The organism is Paenibacillus konkukensis, from assembly GCF_023523925.1.
In the GTDB taxonomy this organism is placed as follows: Bacteria; Bacillota; Bacilli; order Paenibacillales; family NBRC-103111; genus Paenibacillus_S; species Paenibacillus_S doosanensis.
In genome coordinates this window covers 4,244,190-4,265,797 of the sequence record NZ_CP027059.1, presented here as the reverse complement: position 1 = coordinate 4,265,797, position 21,608 = coordinate 4,244,190, and the positions used below count along the sequence as shown (strand labels likewise).

General features: G+C 48.6%; 15 protein-coding genes and 1 pseudogene. All 16 read left to right on the top strand.

What is annotated here, in order from left to right; all coding sequences use genetic code 11:
- Nucleotides 1-27: 27 nt before the first annotated feature.
- The 16 genes and pseudogenes from SK3146_RS18325 to SK3146_RS18250 all read left to right on the top strand — a co-directional run bounded on the left by SK3146_RS18325 (nucleotide 28) and on the right by SK3146_RS18250 (nucleotide 21,582).
- Nucleotides 28-762, top strand: a complete 735-nt coding sequence (locus tag SK3146_RS18325) for a M23 family metallopeptidase (protein ID WP_249860188.1) — start codon at nucleotides 28-30, stop codon at nucleotides 760-762.
- A 189-nt stretch (nucleotides 763-951) separates the two neighbouring features.
- The gene (gene spoIIID, locus SK3146_RS18320; RefSeq protein WP_249860187.1) at nucleotides 952-1,239 is read left to right on the top strand and encodes a sporulation transcriptional regulator SpoIIID; all 288 of its coding nucleotides are present in this window, start codon (nucleotides 952-954) and stop codon (nucleotides 1,237-1,239) included.
- Between the two features lie 190 nt (nucleotides 1,240-1,429).
- Nucleotides 1,430-2,427: pseudogene (locus tag SK3146_RS18315) on the top strand (rod shape-determining protein).
- A 73-nt stretch (nucleotides 2,428-2,500) separates the two neighbouring features.
- On the top strand, nucleotides 2,501-3,409 hold the full coding sequence (locus SK3146_RS18310) for a flagellar hook-basal body protein (RefSeq protein ID WP_249860186.1): 909 nt from the start codon (nucleotides 2,501-2,503) through the stop codon (nucleotides 3,407-3,409).
- 90 nt (nucleotides 3,410-3,499) lie between these two features.
- Nucleotides 3,500-4,369, top strand: a complete 870-nt coding sequence (locus SK3146_RS18305; protein WP_249860185.1) for a flagellar hook-basal body protein — start codon at nucleotides 3,500-3,502, stop codon at nucleotides 4,367-4,369.
- Nucleotides 4,370-4,396: 27 nt separating this feature from the next.
- Complete coding sequence (locus SK3146_RS18300) at nucleotides 4,397-4,639, top strand: DNA-directed RNA polymerase subunit beta (RefSeq protein ID WP_249860184.1); 243 nt, start codon at nucleotides 4,397-4,399, stop codon at nucleotides 4,637-4,639.
- Between the two features lie 109 nt (nucleotides 4,640-4,748).
- Nucleotides 4,749-5,306, top strand: coding sequence for a CDP-alcohol phosphatidyltransferase family protein (locus tag SK3146_RS18295; protein ID WP_434006799.1), 558 nt, complete (start codon nucleotides 4,749-4,751; stop codon nucleotides 5,304-5,306).
- Between the two features lie 234 nt (nucleotides 5,307-5,540).
- Nucleotides 5,541-5,984: a 3-hydroxyacyl-ACP dehydratase FabZ gene (gene fabZ / locus SK3146_RS18290; protein ID WP_249860183.1), complete on the top strand. Its 444-nt coding sequence runs from the start codon at nucleotides 5,541-5,543 to the stop codon at nucleotides 5,982-5,984.
- A gap of 85 nt (nucleotides 5,985-6,069) precedes the next feature.
- A complete protein-coding gene (locus SK3146_RS18285) occupies nucleotides 6,070-7,776 on the top strand; it encodes a phospho-sugar mutase (protein WP_249860182.1) in 1,707 nt (568 codons plus the stop codon).
- 15 nt (nucleotides 7,777-7,791) lie between these two features.
- Nucleotides 7,792-9,849, top strand: a complete 2,058-nt coding sequence (locus SK3146_RS18280; protein ID WP_249860181.1) for a DUF5693 family protein — start codon at nucleotides 7,792-7,794, stop codon at nucleotides 9,847-9,849.
- On the top strand, nucleotides 9,822-10,967 hold the full coding sequence (csaB, locus tag SK3146_RS18275; RefSeq protein ID WP_249860180.1) for a polysaccharide pyruvyl transferase CsaB: 1,146 nt from the start codon (nucleotides 9,822-9,824) through the stop codon (nucleotides 10,965-10,967). The genes SK3146_RS18280 and csaB overlap by 28 nt, the downstream gene beginning before the upstream one ends.
- Before the next feature lie 47 nt (nucleotides 10,968-11,014).
- Nucleotides 11,015-11,707 (top strand): WecB/TagA/CpsF family glycosyltransferase, encoded by a 693-nt coding sequence (locus SK3146_RS18270; RefSeq protein ID WP_249866353.1) that lies wholly within the window; start codon nucleotides 11,015-11,017, stop codon nucleotides 11,705-11,707.
- A 128-nt stretch (nucleotides 11,708-11,835) separates the two neighbouring features.
- Nucleotides 11,836-12,945, top strand: a complete 1,110-nt coding sequence (locus SK3146_RS18265; protein WP_249860179.1) for an MraY family glycosyltransferase — start codon at nucleotides 11,836-11,838, stop codon at nucleotides 12,943-12,945.
- A 247-nt stretch (nucleotides 12,946-13,192) separates the two neighbouring features.
- Complete coding sequence (locus SK3146_RS18260; RefSeq protein ID WP_249860178.1) at nucleotides 13,193-17,041, top strand: S-layer homology domain-containing protein; 3,849 nt, start codon at nucleotides 13,193-13,195, stop codon at nucleotides 17,039-17,041.
- 164 nt (nucleotides 17,042-17,205) lie between these two features.
- Nucleotides 17,206-17,676, top strand: a complete 471-nt coding sequence (gene tnpA, locus SK3146_RS18255; protein WP_249860177.1) for an IS200/IS605 family transposase — start codon at nucleotides 17,206-17,208, stop codon at nucleotides 17,674-17,676.
- 552 nt (nucleotides 17,677-18,228) lie between these two features.
- Nucleotides 18,229-21,582 (top strand): S-layer homology domain-containing protein, encoded by a 3,354-nt coding sequence (locus SK3146_RS18250; RefSeq protein ID WP_249860176.1) that lies wholly within the window; start codon nucleotides 18,229-18,231, stop codon nucleotides 21,580-21,582.
- Nucleotides 21,583-21,608 lie beyond the last annotated feature (26 nt).

Genomic DNA, 21,608 nt, shown 5'->3' with positions numbered 1-21,608 from the left:
AACAATGAGTAGCGAGGTGATAAATCTATGAATGATCAAAAGAGAGATTTGCAAAACAATGAAGAAGCTCCTAAAACTAACGAGGGAGCGCAAACAAGTCCATCTTTTTCCTGGAGAAGACTACTGGCGAAAAAGTGGGTATTTCCCGCAACGTACATGGCAGCGGCGGCAATTATCTTAACGTTAATGTGGGTCTACCAGGATGCCGGAAAGTCGTCCACGGGCAATGAGCTCGGGATTGACAGCACCCCGTCTGCAACGGTAACCGACAATGTTATGAAGCCCGATGCCATGGCTGTCAATGGCAGCACCGAAACGATGCAATGGCCGTTTAAAGACCGCAGCGAATTGGAAGTCGTTCTCCCGTTCTTCGACAGCAAAGCTTCTAACGAAGTAAGACAGACGGCAATGGTCGAGTATGGCGACACCTTCACTCCGCATATGGGAATGGATTTCTCCCGGCCTGACAATCAAGCGTTCGACGTTATGGCCGCTATGAGCGGAAAAGTGACGGCTGTCGAGAAAAACCCCGTAGTCGGCAATTTGGTTGAAATTACGCATCCTAACGGATTGGTGACGGTATACCAAAGCTTGACCGACATCAAGGTGGCTAAAGACGCCGAGGTCAAAAAAGGCGATATCATCGCCAAAGCGGGACGCAACGAATTGGAGAAGGAGCAGGGCAACCACCTTCACTTCGAGGTTCGTCAAGGGGAGAACGGGCAAGCCGTCAATCCGGAGCAGTTCTTCACCGCTCAGTAATCGAAAATCGGCATATAGCTTACGGGGGCGCACAGACGCCCCCTTTTTTTTGGCGGTTTGCCCGGCCCCAAGCGCTTGTCCTTGAAAATAATTGTGGCTTAATGGGCTTGTCACGCTTGGAAACAAAGAATATAAGTAAACGCCCCTCATATAATGTACCAAACTAACTCGAGTAGGGAGGCGAGGGGAGTGCACGATTACATTAAAGAGCGAACCATCAAAATCGGACGTTGCCTTGTGGAGACGAAGCACACGGTTCGCACGATCGCAAAAGAATTCGGCGTTTCCAAGAGTACGGTGCACAAGGATTTGACCGAGAGACTGCCCGAAATTAACCCGGATCTGGCCAATCAAGTAAAGCACATTCTGGAGTACCACAAGTCGATTCGTCACCTGCGCGGGGGGGAAGCTACGAAGATTAAATATCGGAAGACGCGAAACCCGAAATCGCAGGATAAACTGGTCACCGCGAAGTAAAATGGAATGGAATCCGAAACCGCTCCCTGTAACCGATCCGAACCGACAAATCGAAGCGACTCATGTCGAAAAAACCGAATAAAAAAGAGGATTTTGAAAATAAATAGCGAATGTATTAAAGTAATGATTATAATAGAGGTGCCGCTTCTTTTTAAGGAATGGACGGTTTTGTTTAGGGAGGAACATTTCAATGTTAAGCAAGGATATTGGCATAGATCTGGGGACAGCGAACGTCCTTATTCATGTGAAGGGGCGCGGCGTTGTGCTGGATGAGCCGTCCGTCGTCGCCATTGAAAGCGATACGAAGCGGGTGCTGGCTGTCGGTGAGGAAGCGTTCCGTATGGTAGGCCGTACTCCCGGCAATATTGTGGCTATCCGCCCGCTTAAAGACGGCGTTATTGCCGACTTTGAAATTACGGAATTGATGCTTAAGCATTTCATCAATAAAGTGGGAGGAAAGCAGTGGTATAGCCATCCGAGAATTCTCATTTGCGCCCCCACCAATATAACGTCCGTGGAGCAAAAAGCAATTCGCGAAGCGGCGGAACGCAGCGGCGCGCGGGAGGTATTTCTGGAAGAGGAGCCTAAAGCTGCAGCGATCGGAGCGGGCATGGACATTTACCAGCCTAGCGGGAATATGGTCGTAGATATCGGCGGAGGGACGACAGATGTCGCTGTATTGTCGATGGGCGACATCGTCACCTCCTCTTCCATTAAAATCGCGGGGGACAAGTTCGACTCGGCCATTATGAAATACATCAAGAGTAAGTACAAGCTGTTGATTGGTGAACGCACTTCGGAAGACATTAAGGTCAAGATCGGCACGGTCTATCCGGACGGACGCAAGGAAACGATGGATATCCGCGGCAGAGATATGGTGAGCGGGCTGCCGCTTACGATTACCATCAACTCGAACGAGATTCAGGAAGCTTTGTGGGACCCGGTATCGTCGATCGTGGCTGCAGCCAAGTCGGTGCTGGAGCGTACGCCGCCGGAGCTGTCGGCGGATATTATCGACCGCGGCGTCATCTTGACCGGCGGGGGGCAATGCTGCACGGGATCGATCAATTGCTGGCGGACGAGCTCAAGGTTCCGGTTCTTATCGCCGAAGATCCGATGCACTGCGTGGTCAAAGGGACCGGCATTATGTTGGACAACCTGGATAAGGTATCGAAGCGCAAGTTTTAGCGGCGGCTGAAAAGGGTGGACGAATCAGCAATCGTTCCAAGTCAGAACATACGTCTGGGAGGTACTTTGTTCCATGCTAAGAGGTCTATATACCGCAGCTTCAGGAATGATCGCACAACAGCGCAGACACGACATCGTGACGAATAATATTGCCAATGTGAATACGCCCGGCTTCAAACAGGGGAATGCCATTAACCGGTCATTCCCCGAAATGCTGATTTCGCGTATCGGCAACGGCAAGGACGAGCCGGCTGCGGTGCCGGTCGGCCGTCTGAATACCGGAGTAATGGCCGAAGAGAACGTTTCCGTACATAAGCAGGGAGATATTCAAGAAACGAAAAATCCGTTTGACTTCGCTTTGGTGTCCGATATTCAGGTGCCGGGCGCGCAGTTCGACGCATCCGGCAAATACGTGGACGAGAACGGGCAGCGGATTGTGCAGCCCCAAGCCTTTTTCACAGTGCAAAATGCGGCGGGCGAGCAGCGTTACACGCTGGACGGCAAGTTCTCCGTCGATGTGAACGGACGTCTTATCTCAACGGATGGGGACTATGTGGTCGGGCGCGACGGGCAGCCGATCGTCCTGGTAGACCCGGTTTTTCAGACGCCGCTGACGGATTTCCGCATTACGGCTTCCGGCCAATTTACGAATGCTAACGGAGAAGAACTGCTGGACGCCAACAACCAGCCGGTAAGCCTTATGATCAGCCGGATCGAAGATCCGAACCAGCTGGTTCGCGAAGGCAACGGGTTGTATCATTTAAATGAAGGAACGGCAGGTCTGGCCCGGGTGATTGATCCGGCCGACCCTAACGATAGAGTGGAAGTGCGTCAAGGCTTCGTAGAACGGTCCAATGTCGATCCGACCCAATCGATGGTCGATATGATGTCGGCCCTGAGAGCCTATGAGGCGAATCAGAAGGTGATTCAGTTTTACGACAAGAGTATGGATAAAGCCGCCAACGAGGTTGGACGAGTCTAGCGCTTACGAAGTCAGTTTTGCTAAAGCAAAACTCAAAGTGGATGCTTACGAAGTCAGTTTTGCTAAAGCAAAACTCTTAGGAGGAACCGCATGAATAATTCGATGATTAACTCATCCGTAACGATGCGCTCTTTGCAGCAAAAGCTGGATATGGTTGCGAACAATCTCGCCAACCTGAATACGGTAGGCTACAAGCGTCAGGACGCCTCGTTTCAGGATGTGCTGACCAGCGTAAAACAGCAGCCCGGCGGGTTTGAAAAGCAGGGACGGTTATCGCCGCTCGGTTACAACCAAGGCTGGGGCGCCAGACTGGTACAAGCCCAGCTGAATATGGCCCAAGGCTCTTTGAAACCTACCGGGGAGAGTCTGGATCTTGCAATCGAAGGGGATGGCCTCTTCGAGATTAATAATGTAGTTCGTGATGCCAATAACAGTCTGACTACTCAAACGGCCTGGACGCGCAACGGTTCCTTTCAGTTGAGCCAATCGACGGACCCTGCCGATCCGGATTTATTCTTGATGACCAAAGACGGTCAATATGTTATGGGAACCGATGACAGCCCGATCCGAATTCCGGCTAATTCCAGTGTGAACATCGAATCCGACGGAACGATTTTTGCCTCCGACGACGCTGATAAATCCGCGGCTCCCATAGAAGTCGGTCAGATCAAGATGGTTCGTGTGCTGCGGCCTCAGCTGCTTCAGCAGCTAGGAGACAATATGTACAGTGTGCCGGCCAATGCGGCTAACCGTGAAGATATTTTGCAAACCGTAGATACTGGAAATAATGCTGTCGATCCGATCTCTGTTCGCCAAGGTTTTCTGGAGCAGTCGAACGTTACGCTGGCTGATGAAATGACCGATTTGCTGCAGGTACAAAAAGCATTTCAGTTAAATTCACGGGCTGTCTCCTCCTCGGATACGATGATGGGCATTGCGAACAATTTGCGCAACGGCTAAGCATCTTTTGAAGTGAGGTTGGTGAGCATGGCAGAAGCAGAAGGCAAGAAAGAACCGAAGGCAAAAAAGAAGAAGAAACGTCCGGTCAAGAAATGGAAAAGAGTCGTTTTGTCCTTATGCAAATGGCTGGCTATTCCTGTTTCATGTCTGCTGGCCGTATCCATCGGGATGGTCATCGGATATGTGTATCTCGGCAAGCGTCCTTTGGATGAAGTATACGAAGTGGAAACATGGCGTCATATTTATGATTTGGTATTTTCTCAAACTTAAACGGATTATGCTGACTCCCTTGTACGGGAGTTTTATTTTTGCCTTAACAACGGTATAATGAAGGATGGAACGATGCGTATATTACACGGAGGGAGAGGCCTGTGACTACGTGCTGAATTTACCTAATCTGCTGACCGTATGCCGATTTTTACTAATTCCCGTGTATATAACCGTATTCGAATCCGGATACATGAAGACTTCTTTTTTGGTCTTGCTGGCTGCGGGGCTGACAGATGTGCTCGATGGCTATATTGCGCGCAAGAGAAAGCTTGTTACCCAGCTTGGCAGCATGCTTGACCCGCTCGCGGACAAGTCGATGATGATTACGGTCATTCTCTCTTTGGTATTTTCCGGTATGATTTCGTGGGAAGCGGCGGTGGCGATGTTTTTAAGGGATGCGGGGATGATTGTGGGTTCGGCGATATTCCATTTTCGGGGCAAGCGAACCGTTCCGGCCAACGCAATGGGCAAGCTGACGACCGTGTTGTACTACATAGCGATTTTGCTTATTATATTCCAACTTCCTTATGCGCATGTTTATTTATGGTTTGTGATCATCGTTTCGTTCATTACTTCCTTTATATACATATATCAGTTTAATAGTATAAACCGGGAAAAAAGCAGTCTTCGGACAAAGTCCGACAAAAGTTTTCACAAGGAATTATAACGCTGCGTACAAGAGAACTTGTATGTCTTCTCAAGGCGTGTTATTTTGTAACAAGGCTGTCTATTTTAATGAGAAAAGCGTAAAAAGAGCTTATGTCTAGGCCGGCCATCATCGGCAAATCTATACATAAGCTCCCTTATATCAACCTTCATTACTGCAGCTCATGAAGGGACAACTATAGTGTAAGTTGAATTCACCGTTTTTATACTAAACCGAGAAAGGAGCAACTTGACAGTGCTGGATGCCATGCAAATTCAAGAAATTATTCCGCATCGTTACCCGTTTTTACTTGTAGACCGAATTTTGGAGGTGGAGGCCGGGGTCAGAGCGGTCGGTCTTAAAAATGTGACCATTAACGAACCGTTTTTTGCGGGTCACTTTCCATCCTATCCGGTTATGCCGGGCGTGCTGATTGTGGAAGCTTTGGCTCAAGTGGGTACGGTAGCTATGCTTCAGGTCGAAGCGAACCGCGGCAAGCTGGGCTTCTTCGCCGGCATTGACGAGTTTCGGTTCCGCGGGCAGGTCGTTCCGGGGGATACGCTTACCTTGGAAGTGGAGATCACCCGACTTAAAGGGTCGATCGGCAAAGGACGGGCTACGGCGAAAGTCGGAGACAAAGTGGTAGCGGAAGGCACCTTGATGTTCGCTCTATCCGACCCGGCCAAAGATAAAAATTAAACACCTCCTTGACTGCAAGGATGCCAGTTACGGGCCAGTGTTCATATAAATCGTAAAACGATACATATACCGAAGGAGATGGATTATGAGTACGCAAAACCGAGTGGAAGAACAATATAAACTGTGGTTGAACGATCCTGCCATCGATGAAAACACGAAAAATGAACTGAAATCCATTGCGGATCAGCCCAAAGAGATCGAAGACCGTTTTTACCGGGATCTTGAGTTTGGCACTGGAGGACTTCGCGGCGTCATCGGCGCCGGCACGAACCGCTTAAATCTATACACGGTAGCGCGCGCTACGCAAGGCTTGGCCCAATTCGTCAATAAATCGGGACATGCGAATCCTTCCGTTGTCATTGCTTACGACTCCCGCAACCAATCTCCCGAGTTTTCGCTGGAAGCAGCCAAAGTGCTGGCCGGCAACGGCATCAAGGCTTATGTATTCGAGTCGCTGCGCCCGACGCCGGAGCTTTCCTTCGCTGTAAGAGAGCTTAAAGCTTCCGCGGGCATCGTCGTGACGGCAAGCCATAATCCGCCGGAGTATAACGGGTACAAGGTGTACGGAGCCGACGGCGGACAGCTGGTGCCGGAACAGGCCGAGCAGGTGATCAGCGAGATTCAGCAGGTGCAATCGTTCGCCGACGTCAATCGTGCGACTCGTGCTCAGGCAGAGGGGGCAAATTTGCTGGTATGGATCGGCAAGGATATCGATGAGCGGTACATACAGGAAGTTACGTCCGTTAGCCTGAATCAAGATGTCATTCGGAAGATGAGCGATAATTTCCGCATTGTATATACGCCTCTGCACGGTGCGGGCAACTTGTCGGTAAGAGCCGTTCTGCAGGCGGTCGGATTTAGTCATGTTGATGTTGTAGCCGAGCAGGAGCTGCCGGACGCCAAGTTCTCGACGGTCAAATCTCCGAATCCGGAGGAGAAGGAAGCCTTCACGCTGGCTATCCGTCAGGCCAAGGCTTCGAACGCCGACATTATTATCGGCACGGACCCGGACTGCGATAGAATGGGAGCGGTAGTGAAGGATGCAAGCGGCGAATATTTCGTGCTGACCGGCAACCAGTCCGGCGCCATTATGGTCGATTATTTGCTCGGCGCTTTGAAAGAGAGGGGACAGCTTCCTCAGAACGGCGTCGTCATCAAGACGATCGTGACGAGCGAGATGGGAGCGGCCATAGCCAAGCATTATGGCGCGGAAACGCTGAATACGCTGACGGGCTTCAAATACATCGGCGAGAAAATGACTCAATTCGAGACATCGAAGGAAGCGACTTTCTTGTTCGGCTATGAGGAAAGCTACGGTTATTTGGCCGGTAATTACGCCAGAGACAAGGACGCGGTCATTGCCGCTATGCTGATCAGCGAAGCAGCCGCTTATTACAAACATCAGGGCAAGACGCTGTACGAAGTATTGCAAGAGCTTTATGAGCGCCACGGTTATTTCTTGGAATCGCTGGAATCGCGGACGATGAAGGGAAAAGACGGCGTGGAACAGATTCAATCGATTATGCGCGACTGGCGCGAGAATCCGCCTGCTGAAGTGAACGGGCAGCAAGTCGTCAAGATAGAGGATTTCTCTCAAGGGCTGTACGGACTGCCCGTTGAAAACGTATTGAAATACACCTTGTCGGATAACTCGTGGTTTTGCCTGCGGCCATCCGGTACGGAGCCGAAGATTAAAGTATATTTTGCTGTCCGCGGTACTTCAGCGCAAGCAGCCTCCGACGCGATTCATGGACTGGTTAATGCCGTCATGAGCCGGGTTGACCAAAAATAGGTAGGAGTGAACGTGTTGACTGGGCGTTACTTGCACTGGAACCAACGTTGCATCAAATGGCTGTGGTGGCTGGTGATCCTCGGATTGCTGGCTTCCCTCCCTATAGCATATGAGAGAAACGAGACGGAACAAAAGACGGCGCGAAAAGTCGAATTTGTGTTCGACTACCGCGATTTGCTGGAGATTTCCGATTTGCAGACCGATCCGCAGCAGTTCGTGGCGACGCAGTTGAAAGAAATGAAGAGAGCGGGCGTCCAATCGATGGCTGTCTACGAAGCGACGCTGAGCGAGCTCAGGCTAAGCCGCCGTATTGAGGTGTTTTCCTCTCACGAGGCCACGGCGCTAACGCAAAGTCCGATCTCGCCGAACGAAAACTTTACGTATATTTTGTTTACGGATAAGGTGGCCCAGGACAAGCTTCAGCCGCTGATTACCCAGACGTTCGCGAGCCTCAATGTAAAGACGAGACCGTGGAGCTTTAAAAATCAAAACGGGATGATCATTGAGATGGGACTGGACGAGGCGAATATGAAGCCTATGGACCCCGATCCGATTACGCTGCAAATGCTCAAGGAACAGGGCTTTCAAATCGTCATGCGGATGTCGAACCGCAGACCGTTTGACGAAGCGCAGATGGACGCGCTGCTTGGACAGCTGCAGCAGCTTGGAGTCAAGCGGTTTATTGTGGACGGAGAGACCGTGCCGGGCTATGTAAGCGAGTCGAAACCGGAAAACCTCGAAGTCATGGCTGAGCTCATGAAGAAGCATCATATGGGGCTGGCCAATATCGAGCTGCAAAAGACGCAGCAAAAAGGCTTCAATCGATTGGCCAAGCTGCTCGATTACAACGTCGTCCGGCTTCACTCCTTTACGGAGAAGGACGGAGAGAAGCTAACCGAGAATTTAACCGATCAAGAGCTGGACGAACGGATTCAAGGTGTAGCCGACCGGTTCGTGCTCGCGGTCAAAGACCGCAATATCCGCATGGTGTTCTTAAATGCCAGAGCCGTCAAAAACTTAGATAAAGGCAAGATTTTAAATCCGCTCGATTCGATTCGTGAGAGCTTGAACGGCCCTGACGGGGCGATTCCGCGAATTAAAAACGCCGGCTATTCGATGGGAATCGCCGAACGGTTCTTCCCGTTCCATTCCGGCTGGCAGAAGGCGGCTAAAGTGGTGCTCTTCGTCGGGGCAGTAGCTTTAATCGCTTTGACGATAGCTTATTTTATCCCGGAGCTCGCCCTGTTCGTGTTTGTCATCGGCCTGATAGGGGCAGCCGGACTATACGTGCTGTCGCCGAACTTGTTCGCACAAGCTTTAGCTCTGGGGGCGGGCACTTGCGCTCCGACTTTGGCTACGATATTCGCTATTCGTACGGCCAGAGACAAGCTTCAATCCCGCACCGGATCGCGGCTCGGCTTTGCCATATGGCTGCTGGTGCGGACGGCGGCGATATCGGTTATCGGCGTATGCTTCATTGTCGGGCTGCTCAATCAGATTATTTATCCGCTGGTGATTGACCAATTCCGGGGAGTCAGCATTTTACATCTGCTTCCTATCGTTCTGGCGGCGCTGTACTGGCTGCTGTTCAACGAGAACTTGTCTCATCGCGATAAAATCGTCAAAGGCAAGAAGCTGCTGTCCTCTTATATTAGCGTTCTATGGGTTATCGGCGCCGCGGTGATCGTTGCTGCGGGCATGTATTACTTGTCGAGAACGGGTAATGAAGGGCAAGCTTCCGCATTCGAACGGCTGTTCCGGTCGTTTTTGGAGAATACGCTCGGCATCCGTCCGAGAACGAAGGAGTTTTTGATAGCCCATCCTTTGTTCCTGCTCGGAGCTTACCTCAGCTTTAAATACCGCAATGCGCTGCTGTTGATTTTGGTTGGCGTAGTCGGGCAGGCGTCGATTGTCGATACATTCGCCCATTTGCATACGCCGCTCATGATCTCGTCGATTCGGATCGTGTACGGCCTGTCGTTCGGGATTGTTATCGGCATCGGATACATTATCGTTTGGGAGATTGTCGTAAGGAGTTGGCGTCGTTGGACACCGTCGTTACTAAAAGAATAGTTTTATCGGGGTACTACGGTTTTGACAACAGCGGCGACGAAGCGGTACTGCAATCCATCCTGCTTGCTCTGGAGGAGCAAGGGCGCGAGAGCGGCATTCGTTTCGTGCCGATAGTGCTTTCGGCGAGCCCGGAGAAAACGAAGGCGACCTACGGAGTCGAAGCGGCGCATCGAATGAGGATCGGCGAAGTCATTCGCGCGATCCGCGGCGCGGACGGCCTGATTAGCGGAGGCGGCAGCCTGCTGCAGGATGCGACCAGCGCGAAGACGATTCCTTATTACTTGGCGATACTCAAGATAGCTCAGCTATTCGGTAAACCGACCTTCATTTATTCCCAAGGAATCGGTCCGGTCCACCGGGGGATGTTCTTCGGATGGATTCGTTCGGTCTTTAATAAAAGCAAGTACATCTCGGTGCGCGATAAGGAATCGAAAGAACTGCTGCTGAAGATGAAGGTCGCCAGAGAGATTGCCGTAGTGCCGGACCCCGTTATGGGAATGCCGCTGGGTTCTTGCGCTTCGCAGGCGGCCGCTCATGCGGATCGCGGCGGATCGGCTTCGGATAAGCCGGTCATCGGCGTTTCGGTGCGCTACTGGAATCAGGATCGTTCCGAGCTGAAGGCGCTGGCGGAGGCTTTGCGTACGGTTCTGGAGCGGAGCGAGGCCGTCATCCGGTTCCTTCCGTTTCATTTACCGTCCGATGCCGCTGCATCCGCCGAGCTAATGGGATGGATCGGCGGAGGCTTCGATTCAAGGATGACGGTGGCCGATCATATAACCCATCCGCAGCATATGCTCGCCGAAGTCGGCCGCTGCCGGCTGCTTCTCGGCATGCGGCTGCATTCGCTGATCTATGCGGCATCGCAGGAGGTGCCGCTGCTCGGGATATCTTACGATCCGAAAATCGATCAGTTTCTCAACCGGCTGCAAACTTCAGCCATTGCGAGCACGCAAACCGTCGATTCGGCGAAAGTAGCCGAGGAGATGCTGAGGCTGCTTGAGCGGCGCTCCGCATGGCAGGAAGAAAAGCGCGAACTGATTCACCGTTTGAAGGACGAGGCACAGAGGCCCGCACATCAAATCGCATCATTTTTCATCAAAGGAAGGGGTTCCAAGTGACTATACCGAAAGTTTCGATATTCGGCGTACCGTTCTCCAAACTAAGTATGAAGGACACGGTAGCCCTGATTACCCGAATGATTGAATCCGGCAAGCCGCATCAGATTATAACGGCTAACCCGATTATGGTAATGTCGGCATTGGAAAACCCGGCTTATTTGAACATGATGAAGAGCGTGGACTTGATTGTGCCTGACGGCGCCGGCATCGTATGGGCGGCCAACTATATCGGGAATCCGGTTACCGAGCGCGTAGCGGGCTTTGATCTGTTACACCAGATGATGAGCCATGGCGAGAGCAAAGGCTGGAAAGTATTTTTATTAGGGGCATCGCCCGAAATTATCGAGGCGGCGGCCCTTCGGTTGAAAGAGCAATATCCTGCGCTGCAGCTCGTCGGTTATCGGGACGGATACTTTAAAACCGATAAAGATATGCAAGTCATCGAGAATATTCGGTCGCATCATCCGGACATCCTATTGGTAGGAAGATCGGCGGATACCCAGGAGCCTTGGATCGCCCAATATAAGGAACAGCTTCAGGTTCCGGTCATTATGGGAGTGGGTGGCAGCTTCGACGTATTGTCAGGCAAGCTGAAGCGGGCGCCGGCGTTGTTCCAGAAGCTTCGCTTGGAGTGGTTTTATCGGTTGCTGCAGGAGCCTTGGCGGTATAAACGAATGCTGGTCCTGCCGAAATTCGCAGCGAAAGTGATCCGCGAAAAAGAAAATGTACAGAAACCTTGAAAATCACTATGAAAACACCCGAAAAACCGCCTATTTTCCGTAAAATTGATGTGGTGCTGGGGTCTCAAACGGAGTATAATCTGTAGTGTTTGGGGTTTTTATAGATAAAAGGGGCTGTGAAGACAAAAATGAATGTTTTATACGGAATTGGTTTTGCTGTCGCATGCGTGATCGCCCTTCTTATGACGCCTTTGGTGAAAAAATTTGCTTTTTGGGTTGGCGCGGTCGACGCTCCTAATCATCGAAAGGTACATAGTCGCATCATGCCGAGGCTGGGCGGTTTGGCCATTTTTGTTGGATTTGTTGGAGCTTATTTCGTTATTTCGCCGGCCATTGACTCGCTTAACGGCGATGTGGCGATTGGATTGCTGGTAGGCGGAGCCATTATCGTGCTCGTCGGCGCGCTGGATGACAGGTTCGATTTGTCTCCGAAGGTCAAATTGCTGGGCCAAATTATTGCGGCTTGCGTGGTTGTGTATTCCGGGGTCGTCATCGACTTGGTGAATGTGCCGTTCGGGGATACGACGGTTTCACTGACTTGGCTAGCCGTTCCGCTTACGATTTTCTGGATTGTCGGCGTGACCAACGCAATTAACCTGATCGACGGACTGGACGGACTATCGGCGGGCGTATCGGGTATTGCAACAACGACCATTCTCGTATTGGCATTGATGATGGGCAATATTACAGTCGTTCTGCTTAGCGTTATTTTGCTTGGAAGCATCGTCGGCTTTCTGTTTTACAATTTTCACCCGGCCAAAATCTTTATGGGCGATTCTGGCGCGTTATTCCTCGGGTTTAGCTTGGCAACCTTGTCTATTTTAGGCTTCAAACAAGCTACGGTATTGTCGCTGTTGGTGCCGATCATGATTTTGGGCGTACCTTTGTCCGATACGTTCTTTGCGATTTTGCGCAGATGGGTGAACAACCTGCCGATTTCGAAGCCGGACAAAAGCCACCTGCATCACTGTTTGCTGCAGTTAGGCTTCAGCCATCGAATCACGGTGCTGATTATATACGGAGTCGCTTCTATTTTCGGAGTCGCCGCGGTGCTCTTATCCTATATGTCGGAGCAAGAAACGATATGGGGAATGGTGCTGCTGATCGTTGTACTGCTTGCTGTTATGGTATTGGGAGCTGAAGCGATAGGCATTATCAGTCAGACCAAGAAGCCTGTGCTGCAATTTTTTCAAAAAGTGAAGATGATGGTTAGCGCCCGTTCGCGCATGACCAAATAACTATAAAGATTACGAAAGTCCCGTTCCTGCTCGCTTAGGTTCGGGATTTTTTGTTGTGTCTATTTTCGGGATAAAACTAAATTTTTGGCGGCTTCAAACCGATAAATAAGAGTACATGACACTTTATATGGCGAAGAAGACAGACTTTTGCAATCCAAGGATGAGGGAGGAGTTTTTGACTATCGGCAGACAAGCGACAGCTTATAACCAATAAAACCAAGCATCATTACATAAGGAGGAACCACCCTTGAAACGACTAACTTACAAGTGGACGAGCTTGTCTATTGTGTTGGCGCTGCTGATCAGCTTGGTGGCACCTATCACGGCGTTTGCCGAGGTGACGCTAAGCATATCGAATTTGCAGTACCGCAATACGCAGGAACCGCCGGGAGCAAATGCAGCGGTAGACCAGTTCACGACTAACCCGATCACTGTCATCGCGGATGTTAACGGCATCTCCGATGAAGAGATGAGCAACATTTATTTTGAAGTCACAAATATGAGTACGGGCAAGTCTTTCGTAGACAAAACCAGCAAGCCTGTAAAATCGGGAAATAATCAGATTACATTTACTAATGTAAACTTGACTGAAGGCTTGAACAAAATTGTGCTGAGGTTCGATGGAACGGTCAATACCGCATCGGCGCCAAGCTGGGCGTACTATATTCCCGTTTCTACTATTAGTAATCTCTACATGAACGGCGATTCCATCGTTGACGGACAAATGTATCCTAAGAAAGCTCCTTATACCGGGGCTACGATTACAGGTGCAGCCGGCAATGCGACAAGCATTGAGGCATACTTGAACGGAGGCGCGACTTCCTACATACCTGCCAATTTTACACGCGGAACTTTTACCTATATTACGAACACCGGCAGGGTCAACGATATTAAGTTTGTTCCCGGAGATAACGATGTTACTTTCGTGTCTAAGAACAGCACGAATACCTATAACTTGGTCAAATCGTTTATTTACGATGACGGCAAGGCATTCGCCTATAATTCTTATATCGATTCAAAAAGCACGCCGTCGGCCGCACCGACGAAAAAACTCAGCGCGAGCCAGCATCCGACGCTTGAAAAAAGCTCGACAGTCGGCAATAACGTAACTTTCTCCACCTCACTGAAAACAACCAGAACCAGCGGAGTATCCGATTACGTATATGCCGACATTGAAATGGTGGGCACAGGCGGTGTGTACAAGCTTCGTTACAATTTTAACGATAAAAAGATGGCTTTCGTCGACCCGTCCAATCCCGGCGTTCTTAATGAAAACGAAACTCCGACCTTTGTGCCTGCATTGAATACGGTTAATGCAAATGTTACGGTCGATTCGTCGGGCGCATATGAAGTTCACAACATTCAGCTTGATTTGCCGATTAATAAAAGCCGCAGGTTTCAGCAAATCGATGTCACTTTCGTTCATAAAAATTTAATCGATACGACGAAGTCCAGCTTTACGTTTAACTTTGTCGATCAAGATGCTGCTTACGTGGACAAGGTGGAGCGCATTATCCCTAATGTAACGCCAAGCCCAGTATTAAACGAAACGGGCAATACCCAAATCACCGAATTCCCGGCAACGCTGCGAGTTACTGCGGTGAATGCATCGCAAGTGCTTGTGAAGCTAAATGGAAATGCCTATGACGACGGGAGTCACAGCGGGGGCATCTATCCTCTTACGGCAGGAACAACCGGGACGGCGGACATTATTTTGCAAGGAATACGCGACGGGGCTTCGACGCTTGAAGTGATTCCTTACGATGCCGCCTACGAATCAGTGCCTGCGGGAGCCAAGTCTTATGATCTTATCATCTCAGCAGCGCCTTATATTATTGTCGATAACATATTTGATGGTATGGTTGTGAAGAGTGCAACCGAAATTACATGTGCAGATCAAGGCGGGCCTTGTATTTCGGGTAGAGTAGTTAATTTGGGCTCCGGGGAAATGACCGTATCCATTAATAACAAAGTAGTTACCAATTCTGCTACCGCTTCCCCGATCACACTCGATCCGGCGACGGGGCGGTTTACTGTAAAAGTCGATGCCGTTTCCTACTTCGGCACGGACGACGGGCGCAAGCCGGTTCACTTTGAAATCTTTATCAACAACCAGAAAGTGACGGAAGCCAACTACGATATTTTTGTATTCAGCAATTTTTTACCGACTATTGTAAGCTTTGCGCCGGATTATGATCCGAAGGACGTTCGATTTAGCAAAGACACGCGGCCGGATACGTATTATACGACAGCCAATCAAATGAAAATCAGTGGTTCTGCGGCAAATGCCAGCTTATCTGTAACGTATTTGAAACCGGGCAGCACATCGCCGGCTACAGTCAACATTTCCCCTGTAGTGGCTGGCGCGACGACAACGGTATTTCGTTCGGTAGACTCAATTTCGCTGAATGATTTCGGAACGTATACGTTCACCGTTACAGGTACGAACTCCAGCGGAGCTACGGTAAGCAAGTCGTTCTCCATAACTAGGGAACCTACGCCTTATCAAATCTTGGTTCCTACCTTGATTAAAAATGAAGACGGCAAAGATCAAGCCAACATTAATAAGAACTTCCAGAAGATCACGATTCTGGCTGAAAATGCGGACAGCGTATTGTTTGGCAAAGAGGAAGCTGTAAAAGAAACGGATCCTAATCAGCCGGGGATTTATTATTATGAAGCAACGGGTTTAAAGCCGGGCAAAAATGAAATTAAGTTCACCGTCAACCGGTCTTCCGGTAAATTAAGCGGAAGCTTTATCCTTTACAATGTAGATACGCCCATTGAAGGCAACCAATATAAGGCGAAGTTGGCTAGCTCGTTCAAAGTGTTTAATGGCGATTTAGTGTTAACGTTCCCTAAGGACACGAAGCTCATGCGCAATGACAGAACGGCGGAAAAACAGTATATATCGGCTGACCGAAAAATCCTGTTCGGCATTGCAAGCAATGACGACGGCCGTGTCGATAAGGAACTTGAGGATCGCAGCGGTAAGAACTTCTTGGTGGAAACGACGGGACGGTTCAAGCCTGCCAGCAAACGATTCTGGATCGACGGCGGTACAATTGAGGAAATTTCGGCTCCAAATGAAGATTTGAAGCTGAAGGATGCTTTGGAAGGCAGCGGACGTTTGCCTAATGAGGCGTCGCAGTATAGTTCGTCGAACGACACTTTCTACAATCGTTACATTAAAGATATGGTTGTGCCTACCAAGCGGGGCAGCTTGACGTTGAAATACGATCCTAACATTAGAGACGACGCTTGGAAATACATTACCGTATTCCAATTCAATACGTTTGCCGATAATAACGGTGATCCTAACGTGGCCCGTCCGGAATGGAGAAATATCGGCGGAGTGATTGACCTGAAAAGTAACTCGATTACCGTACCTTTCGACTCTTTCGGGTATTATCAAGTTATGTATATGGATGACAGCTTCGACGACGTGACGAACCATTCATGGGCTCGCGATTTCCTGGATACTTTGTATTCCAAAGGAATTATGACGAATAAGGAAACGAGTCCGACCAAATTTTTGCCGGATGAGTCCATTACGCGCGGCGAATTCGTAACCATGCTCGTTAAAATCTTCAATATTCCGTTAGAAAACGAAGATACGAATATTATCGATAGCACCGATCCGAAATATGACGGAACCTTTAAAGACGTTCAAAGAGGCAATTATTTGACTGACTCTGCCGGCTTGTACGACTTCAAGCATATTGAAGCTGCGGCAAGAGCGGGAATCGTTCGGGGCAACAGCGACGGTTATTTCGGTCATCACGATGCCATCACAAGGCAGGACGCTGCGGTGATGATAGCTCGCGCGGCTGACTTGAAGATGAACAGCAATGATACTGCTGTGCTGGCTTCTTTGCAGAAATCATTTACCGATGCGGCCAGCATCGATTATTATGCGCGTTCTGCGGTTGAAGCAGCAACCAAGCAAGGCTTTATCGAAGGGATGCCGAATGTGCTTCTTGAAGGGCAAAAGAAACAAACGCTGCGCTTTGCTCCAAAAGATTATTTCTCCAGAGCGGAAGCTGCGGCAGTGGCGATTCGCGTATTGAAACAGCAAAAGAAAATACCGAAATAATAGCTTAAACCCCGCCGTGCGGCGGGGTTTTCTTGTCTAAGAAAACCCCCAGTTCGACTGGGGGTTCGGGAAAGCTTATAGCTATGAGTAAAAATCCCTTGACCTTTATGATAAGATGATAGCCGGTCTGCCAACCGCAACATCAAATCAAGGAGGACAAGGGAATGGATAAGAGCAGTCTAGCACATACCCGCTGGAACTGCAAATACCATATTGTATTTGCACCGAAATATAGACGGCAAGTCATCTATGGGAAATTAAAAAGAGAGATCGGAAAGATCATCCGGGAGTTGTGTGAGCGCAAAGGGGTGGAGATTCACGAAGCGGAAGCGTGCCCGGATCACATCCATATGTTGGTGAGTATTCCACCGAAACTGAGTGTATCGGAGTTTATGGGGTACTTAAAGGGAAAAAGTTCGCTGATGATCTTCGATAAATTTGCGAACCTGAAGTATCGATACGGAAATCGGCAATTTTGGTGCAGAGGCTATTTTGTGGATACGGTAGGGCGAAACAGGAAAGCGATAGCCGAATACATTCGAAATCAACTAACAGAGGATAAGAACTACGAACAAATCACGATGAAAGAATTGTTCGACCCGTTTACGGGTGAGTCGGTAGGAAAGGGCAAATAAAAGAGCCCCTTTGAGGGGCAAGCCCGGGACCGCTCGCGGTTGGCAGACTTTCAGTGCGCCTTCTTAGGCGCGTGCTAGTACCATGCCCTTATAGGGCTGATGGAAGCCACCGGCTAAGCCGGTGGTTATGACTCGTATCGTGACATTGGAAAATAATTCGTGATGACGTAGGTGATAGATCGTTGTATACTAAGTTTCGTAAGCGAGCGAGTATACGAAAGTGATGTACAAGATGATATACAAGCTCGAATCTTAGCATGAATACAGGCGATGATAAATTTAAAAAAGTTTTTCAAAGCAGCGCAACTTTTTAAAGGGCTACGCGTTTAATACAGTGAACTAACAAAAAGGCATCAATAAAGGCCAGCATTTGTTGGATATTTTTCACAAAATACCCTCTTTACCTTAATAGTTTTGCAGTGTATAATGTATAAGGGTATGCGAGTCCCTAGCTCTACCAGTTTTATTGTTTACTAGTTTCTGCAATCCTATACGTTGCAGACCTTTATAATAATTAATTCGCTCAACTCTGGGAAGGGGGTGAATCGGCTAATGAGAGAATCGAGCTCTAATTTATTTAAACAAAACTCTCAACAACCGAAAGATATTCGAGGAGGAGAAAAAAAGGTTATGAAGAAAAGTTTATCTACAATCTTGTCCCTTGCTATGGCATTCTCGATGTTTTCTTCCGTAGCATTTGGGGAAGAAGCTGAAGCTGCTAAAACTTCCGCTGATTTCAGCGATTTGAAAGATCTTGACGCGGCTACTAAAGCTAAGTTTGACGCAATGATTTCCGCAGGAATTTTCGACGGCGTATCTGAAGGTACATTCGGTCTGAAAGACAAAATGAACCGCGCTCAGTTCGCTAAAGTTGCAGCTTTGGTTTTCAAACTGAAAGTTGACACTTCCTTGAAAACTTCCTCCTTCAACGATGTTAAAGCTGACGATCCTGCTAACGGATACGCTCTTCCTTACATCGAAGCGGTTAAAGCTGCCGGCATCACTGACGGCTACGCTGAAGGTGAATACAACCCAGCTGGTGAAGTAACTAAAGAACAACTGGCTGCTTTCTTGCTTCGCGGTCTGAAATTGGATAGCGACGCTAAAGCAACTCCAGGCGTTTCCGACAGCACAGTATCTGACTGGGCTAAAGGTTATGTAGCTCTGGCTCTTGAGAAAAAATTGTTGACTAACAGCAGCGACGGCACATTTGGCGGTACTACTGCAGCTACTCGCGACCTGTTGGTGCTTGGCTCCTATGAAGCTAAACAACAATACAAACCTGACTTCAACGGTAAATACGCTATCGCATCCTTGAAAGCTACTGACGCTAAAGAGTTGACTCTTGAGCTGAACGGCGCTTTGAGTGCAGACGACGCGAAAAACCTGAAAATCGAAGTTAAGAAAGACGGCAACGTATTGTCTTCCGGTTACACTACGAAGTGGAACGATGACAGAACAACTGCTACTTTGACTTTCGATACGAAGTTCGTTGAAAACAAATTCGACGTTACAATCAGCGGTTTGTCCAACATCGACGACACTGCTAAAACTTCTTCCGTAACAACTACGAAAGAAAAAGTAACAAAAATCGATTTCTTGACTGCATCCGATACACTTCCACTTGCAGTTGATAAAAACGGCAACCCACTTTACAGTGGTTACAAAGTTCGTATTGACTTCAAAGCAACGAACCAATACGGCAAACAAGCTTCCTTCATCGCAAGCAACTTCGATATTCGTGTAAGCGACAGAGATGCTTCCATCGCTACGATCGCTGGCACTCAAGCGTTCAACTTGACTGAAGGCAGCAAAACGGAAAGAAACGACAGACTGTCCATCACGATCCTGCACGAAGATAGCGGCGTTCAAGTGAACAAAATCTTCACTATCGGCGACGAACCTATCGTATCCAAAATCGAAGTTGGCGACTTGTTGAACTCTTCCGGCAACAAAGTTGACGCTATCGAATCTAACAGCTACGCTTTCTTGGATCTGAAAGCATGGGATCAATACGGCTTGCGTGTTGAGAACAAAGGCTTGCTGAACGATTCCGTAACTGTTTCGACTACAGATCGCGATCTTGAAATTGGCGACAATGACAAAGACGCATTCGTAGACGACGCAGTAGGCGATACAGCTGCTGACCTGAAATTGCGTTCCACTAACAACGAAGAGAAAACAGTCAACGTTAACATCTTTGCTCGCGGCGGACAATCGGTAAGTAAAGATATCAAAATCAAAGCTTCCAAAGTTCCTGCTACTGTGGAATTCGGTTCTTACAACTACACATTGGCTGAAGGCGACAGCCACACCAATGACGAGTCTGTAGACAACAAGTTCTACGTACCTTTGGTATTGAAAGATTCCAATGGCGACCTGCTGGATGCTGATGACATTGTTGACGCATATGGCGACGGTAGAGACAAACTCGACATCCGTTCCTCCGGCGGTATCAACCTGGCAAACATGGAAATCGCAACTTCCGGTACTCATAAAGGTCAAATCGAAATCCAAAACGTTGACAGAAAAGGATCTGCATCCATCACTGTAACGTTGAGAGATTTCCCGAACCAAAAGGCAACTATGAATATCTCCGTTGGCGATGTGCGTGAAGCTCAAGAAATCAAGTTCTCCACTGCTCCTAAGAAGCAAATGGTTGCTGGTTCCGATAATGAGCTGAAATTCAAAATCTACGACCAACAAGGCGCAGAAATGAAGTATATCAACAAGGATTCCAAATATGTAGATAACGGTTATTTCGTAAAACTGATCTACAGCGGTCCTAGCGGTGACACAAACACTTATCTTGCTTCCAAGCAAAAAGGCCCTAAAGATAGCAATAAAGACTACGGCGATAGACAAGATGTATTCTTAGCATCTGCTGGTGATGCTACTTATAAATACTACGATCTGAAAACTGCTCAAGAGTTGCTTAAAGCTAACGACTGGGATAACTTCTTTGACAAATCGTTCAAAGTGTGGTCCAAAACTGGCGCTACTGAAGGCACCTTCACAGTTAAAGCAGAGCTGTACTCGTATGATATTAAGCTGGATGGCAACAGTACGAGATACAACGATGCCAACGCTAAACTGGTTGACTCCGTAAGCCAAACGATCGAAGTTATCGATCCTAAGAAAGCCCAAAACAAATTGACTTACGAAGCCTACTTGGATAAAGGCGTTAACAACACAATCCTTGCTGGCGATGATTATCTCAACTTGAATACTGCGGTTGATGCAACTTACATGAGAGATCATTATCCAAAACTGGGTAAAGAAATCAAGATCAGAGCGAAGAACAGTGGCGGTGAAGAAGTTAAAATTCCTTCCAGCATCGTTTCCGTATCTTCCAGTAACCCAAGTGTTGCTAACATCGCTGAGAAGAAATTCGTTTATGGTTTGGATGCAGGTACAGCCAAGCTGAACGTAATCTTTGTTAATGCTAAGAACGAGCAACAAACATCTCAAATCGATCTGACTACGAAGAACGAAGGACCTTCTGTAGCTACGATCTCCCTGAAGAAAACAGGTAAAACTGTGAGCGATCTTGCTGGTAAATATCTGTGGGATAAAACTTTGGCTGAGAAAATCACTGTCAAAGACCAATACGGTGATGAAATCGTGTCCGAAGGTGCTCCTGGTTCCTTGAACGAAGAAAATGGTGACAGCGACCAATTCTTGCAACGTCATGTTGGAATTCTTGGCTTGAGCTTCTATGTCAGCGACATTACGCTGAAAGAAAATGATAAAACTGGAACTGGAATCAATGAAGTTACACTTGACTCCGACAACCCTGGTAAAATCCAAGCAGTTGGAAGCAACGTATCCAGTTTCACAATCAATGTAATGGCACCAAGCGGTGTAACTGCATCCTTCGCAGTAACTGTTGGTTCTGCTAACTAATAAGCATTAAGAGAAGGCCCTTCGGG

Excerpts from the sequence above, each read along its gene's own strand:
- SK3146_RS18305 (WP_249860185.1), top strand. The coding sequence starts at position 3,500 with ATGAATAATTCGATGATTAACTCATCCGTAACGATGCGCTCTTTGCAG.
- SK3146_RS18250 (WP_249860176.1), top strand. The coding sequence starts at position 18,229 with ATGAGAGAATCGAGCTCTAATTTATTTAAACAAAACTCTCAACAACCG.
- SK3146_RS18285 (WP_249860182.1), top strand. The coding sequence starts at position 6,070 with ATGAGTACGCAAAACCGAGTGGAAGAACAATATAAACTGTGGTTGAAC.
- tnpA (WP_249860177.1), top strand. The coding sequence starts at position 17,206 with ATGGATAAGAGCAGTCTAGCACATACCCGCTGGAACTGCAAATACCAT.
- SK3146_RS18270 (WP_249866353.1), top strand. The coding sequence starts at position 11,015 with ATGAAGGACACGGTAGCCCTGATTACCCGAATGATTGAATCCGGCAAG.
- SK3146_RS18310 (WP_249860186.1), top strand. The coding sequence starts at position 2,501 with ATGCTAAGAGGTCTATATACCGCAGCTTCAGGAATGATCGCACAACAG.
- SK3146_RS18265 (WP_249860179.1), top strand. The coding sequence starts at position 11,836 with ATGAATGTTTTATACGGAATTGGTTTTGCTGTCGCATGCGTGATCGCC.
- SK3146_RS18300 (WP_249860184.1), top strand. The coding sequence starts at position 4,397 with ATGGCAGAAGCAGAAGGCAAGAAAGAACCGAAGGCAAAAAAGAAGAAG.
- SK3146_RS18325 (WP_249860188.1), top strand. The coding sequence starts at position 28 with ATGAATGATCAAAAGAGAGATTTGCAAAACAATGAAGAAGCTCCTAAA.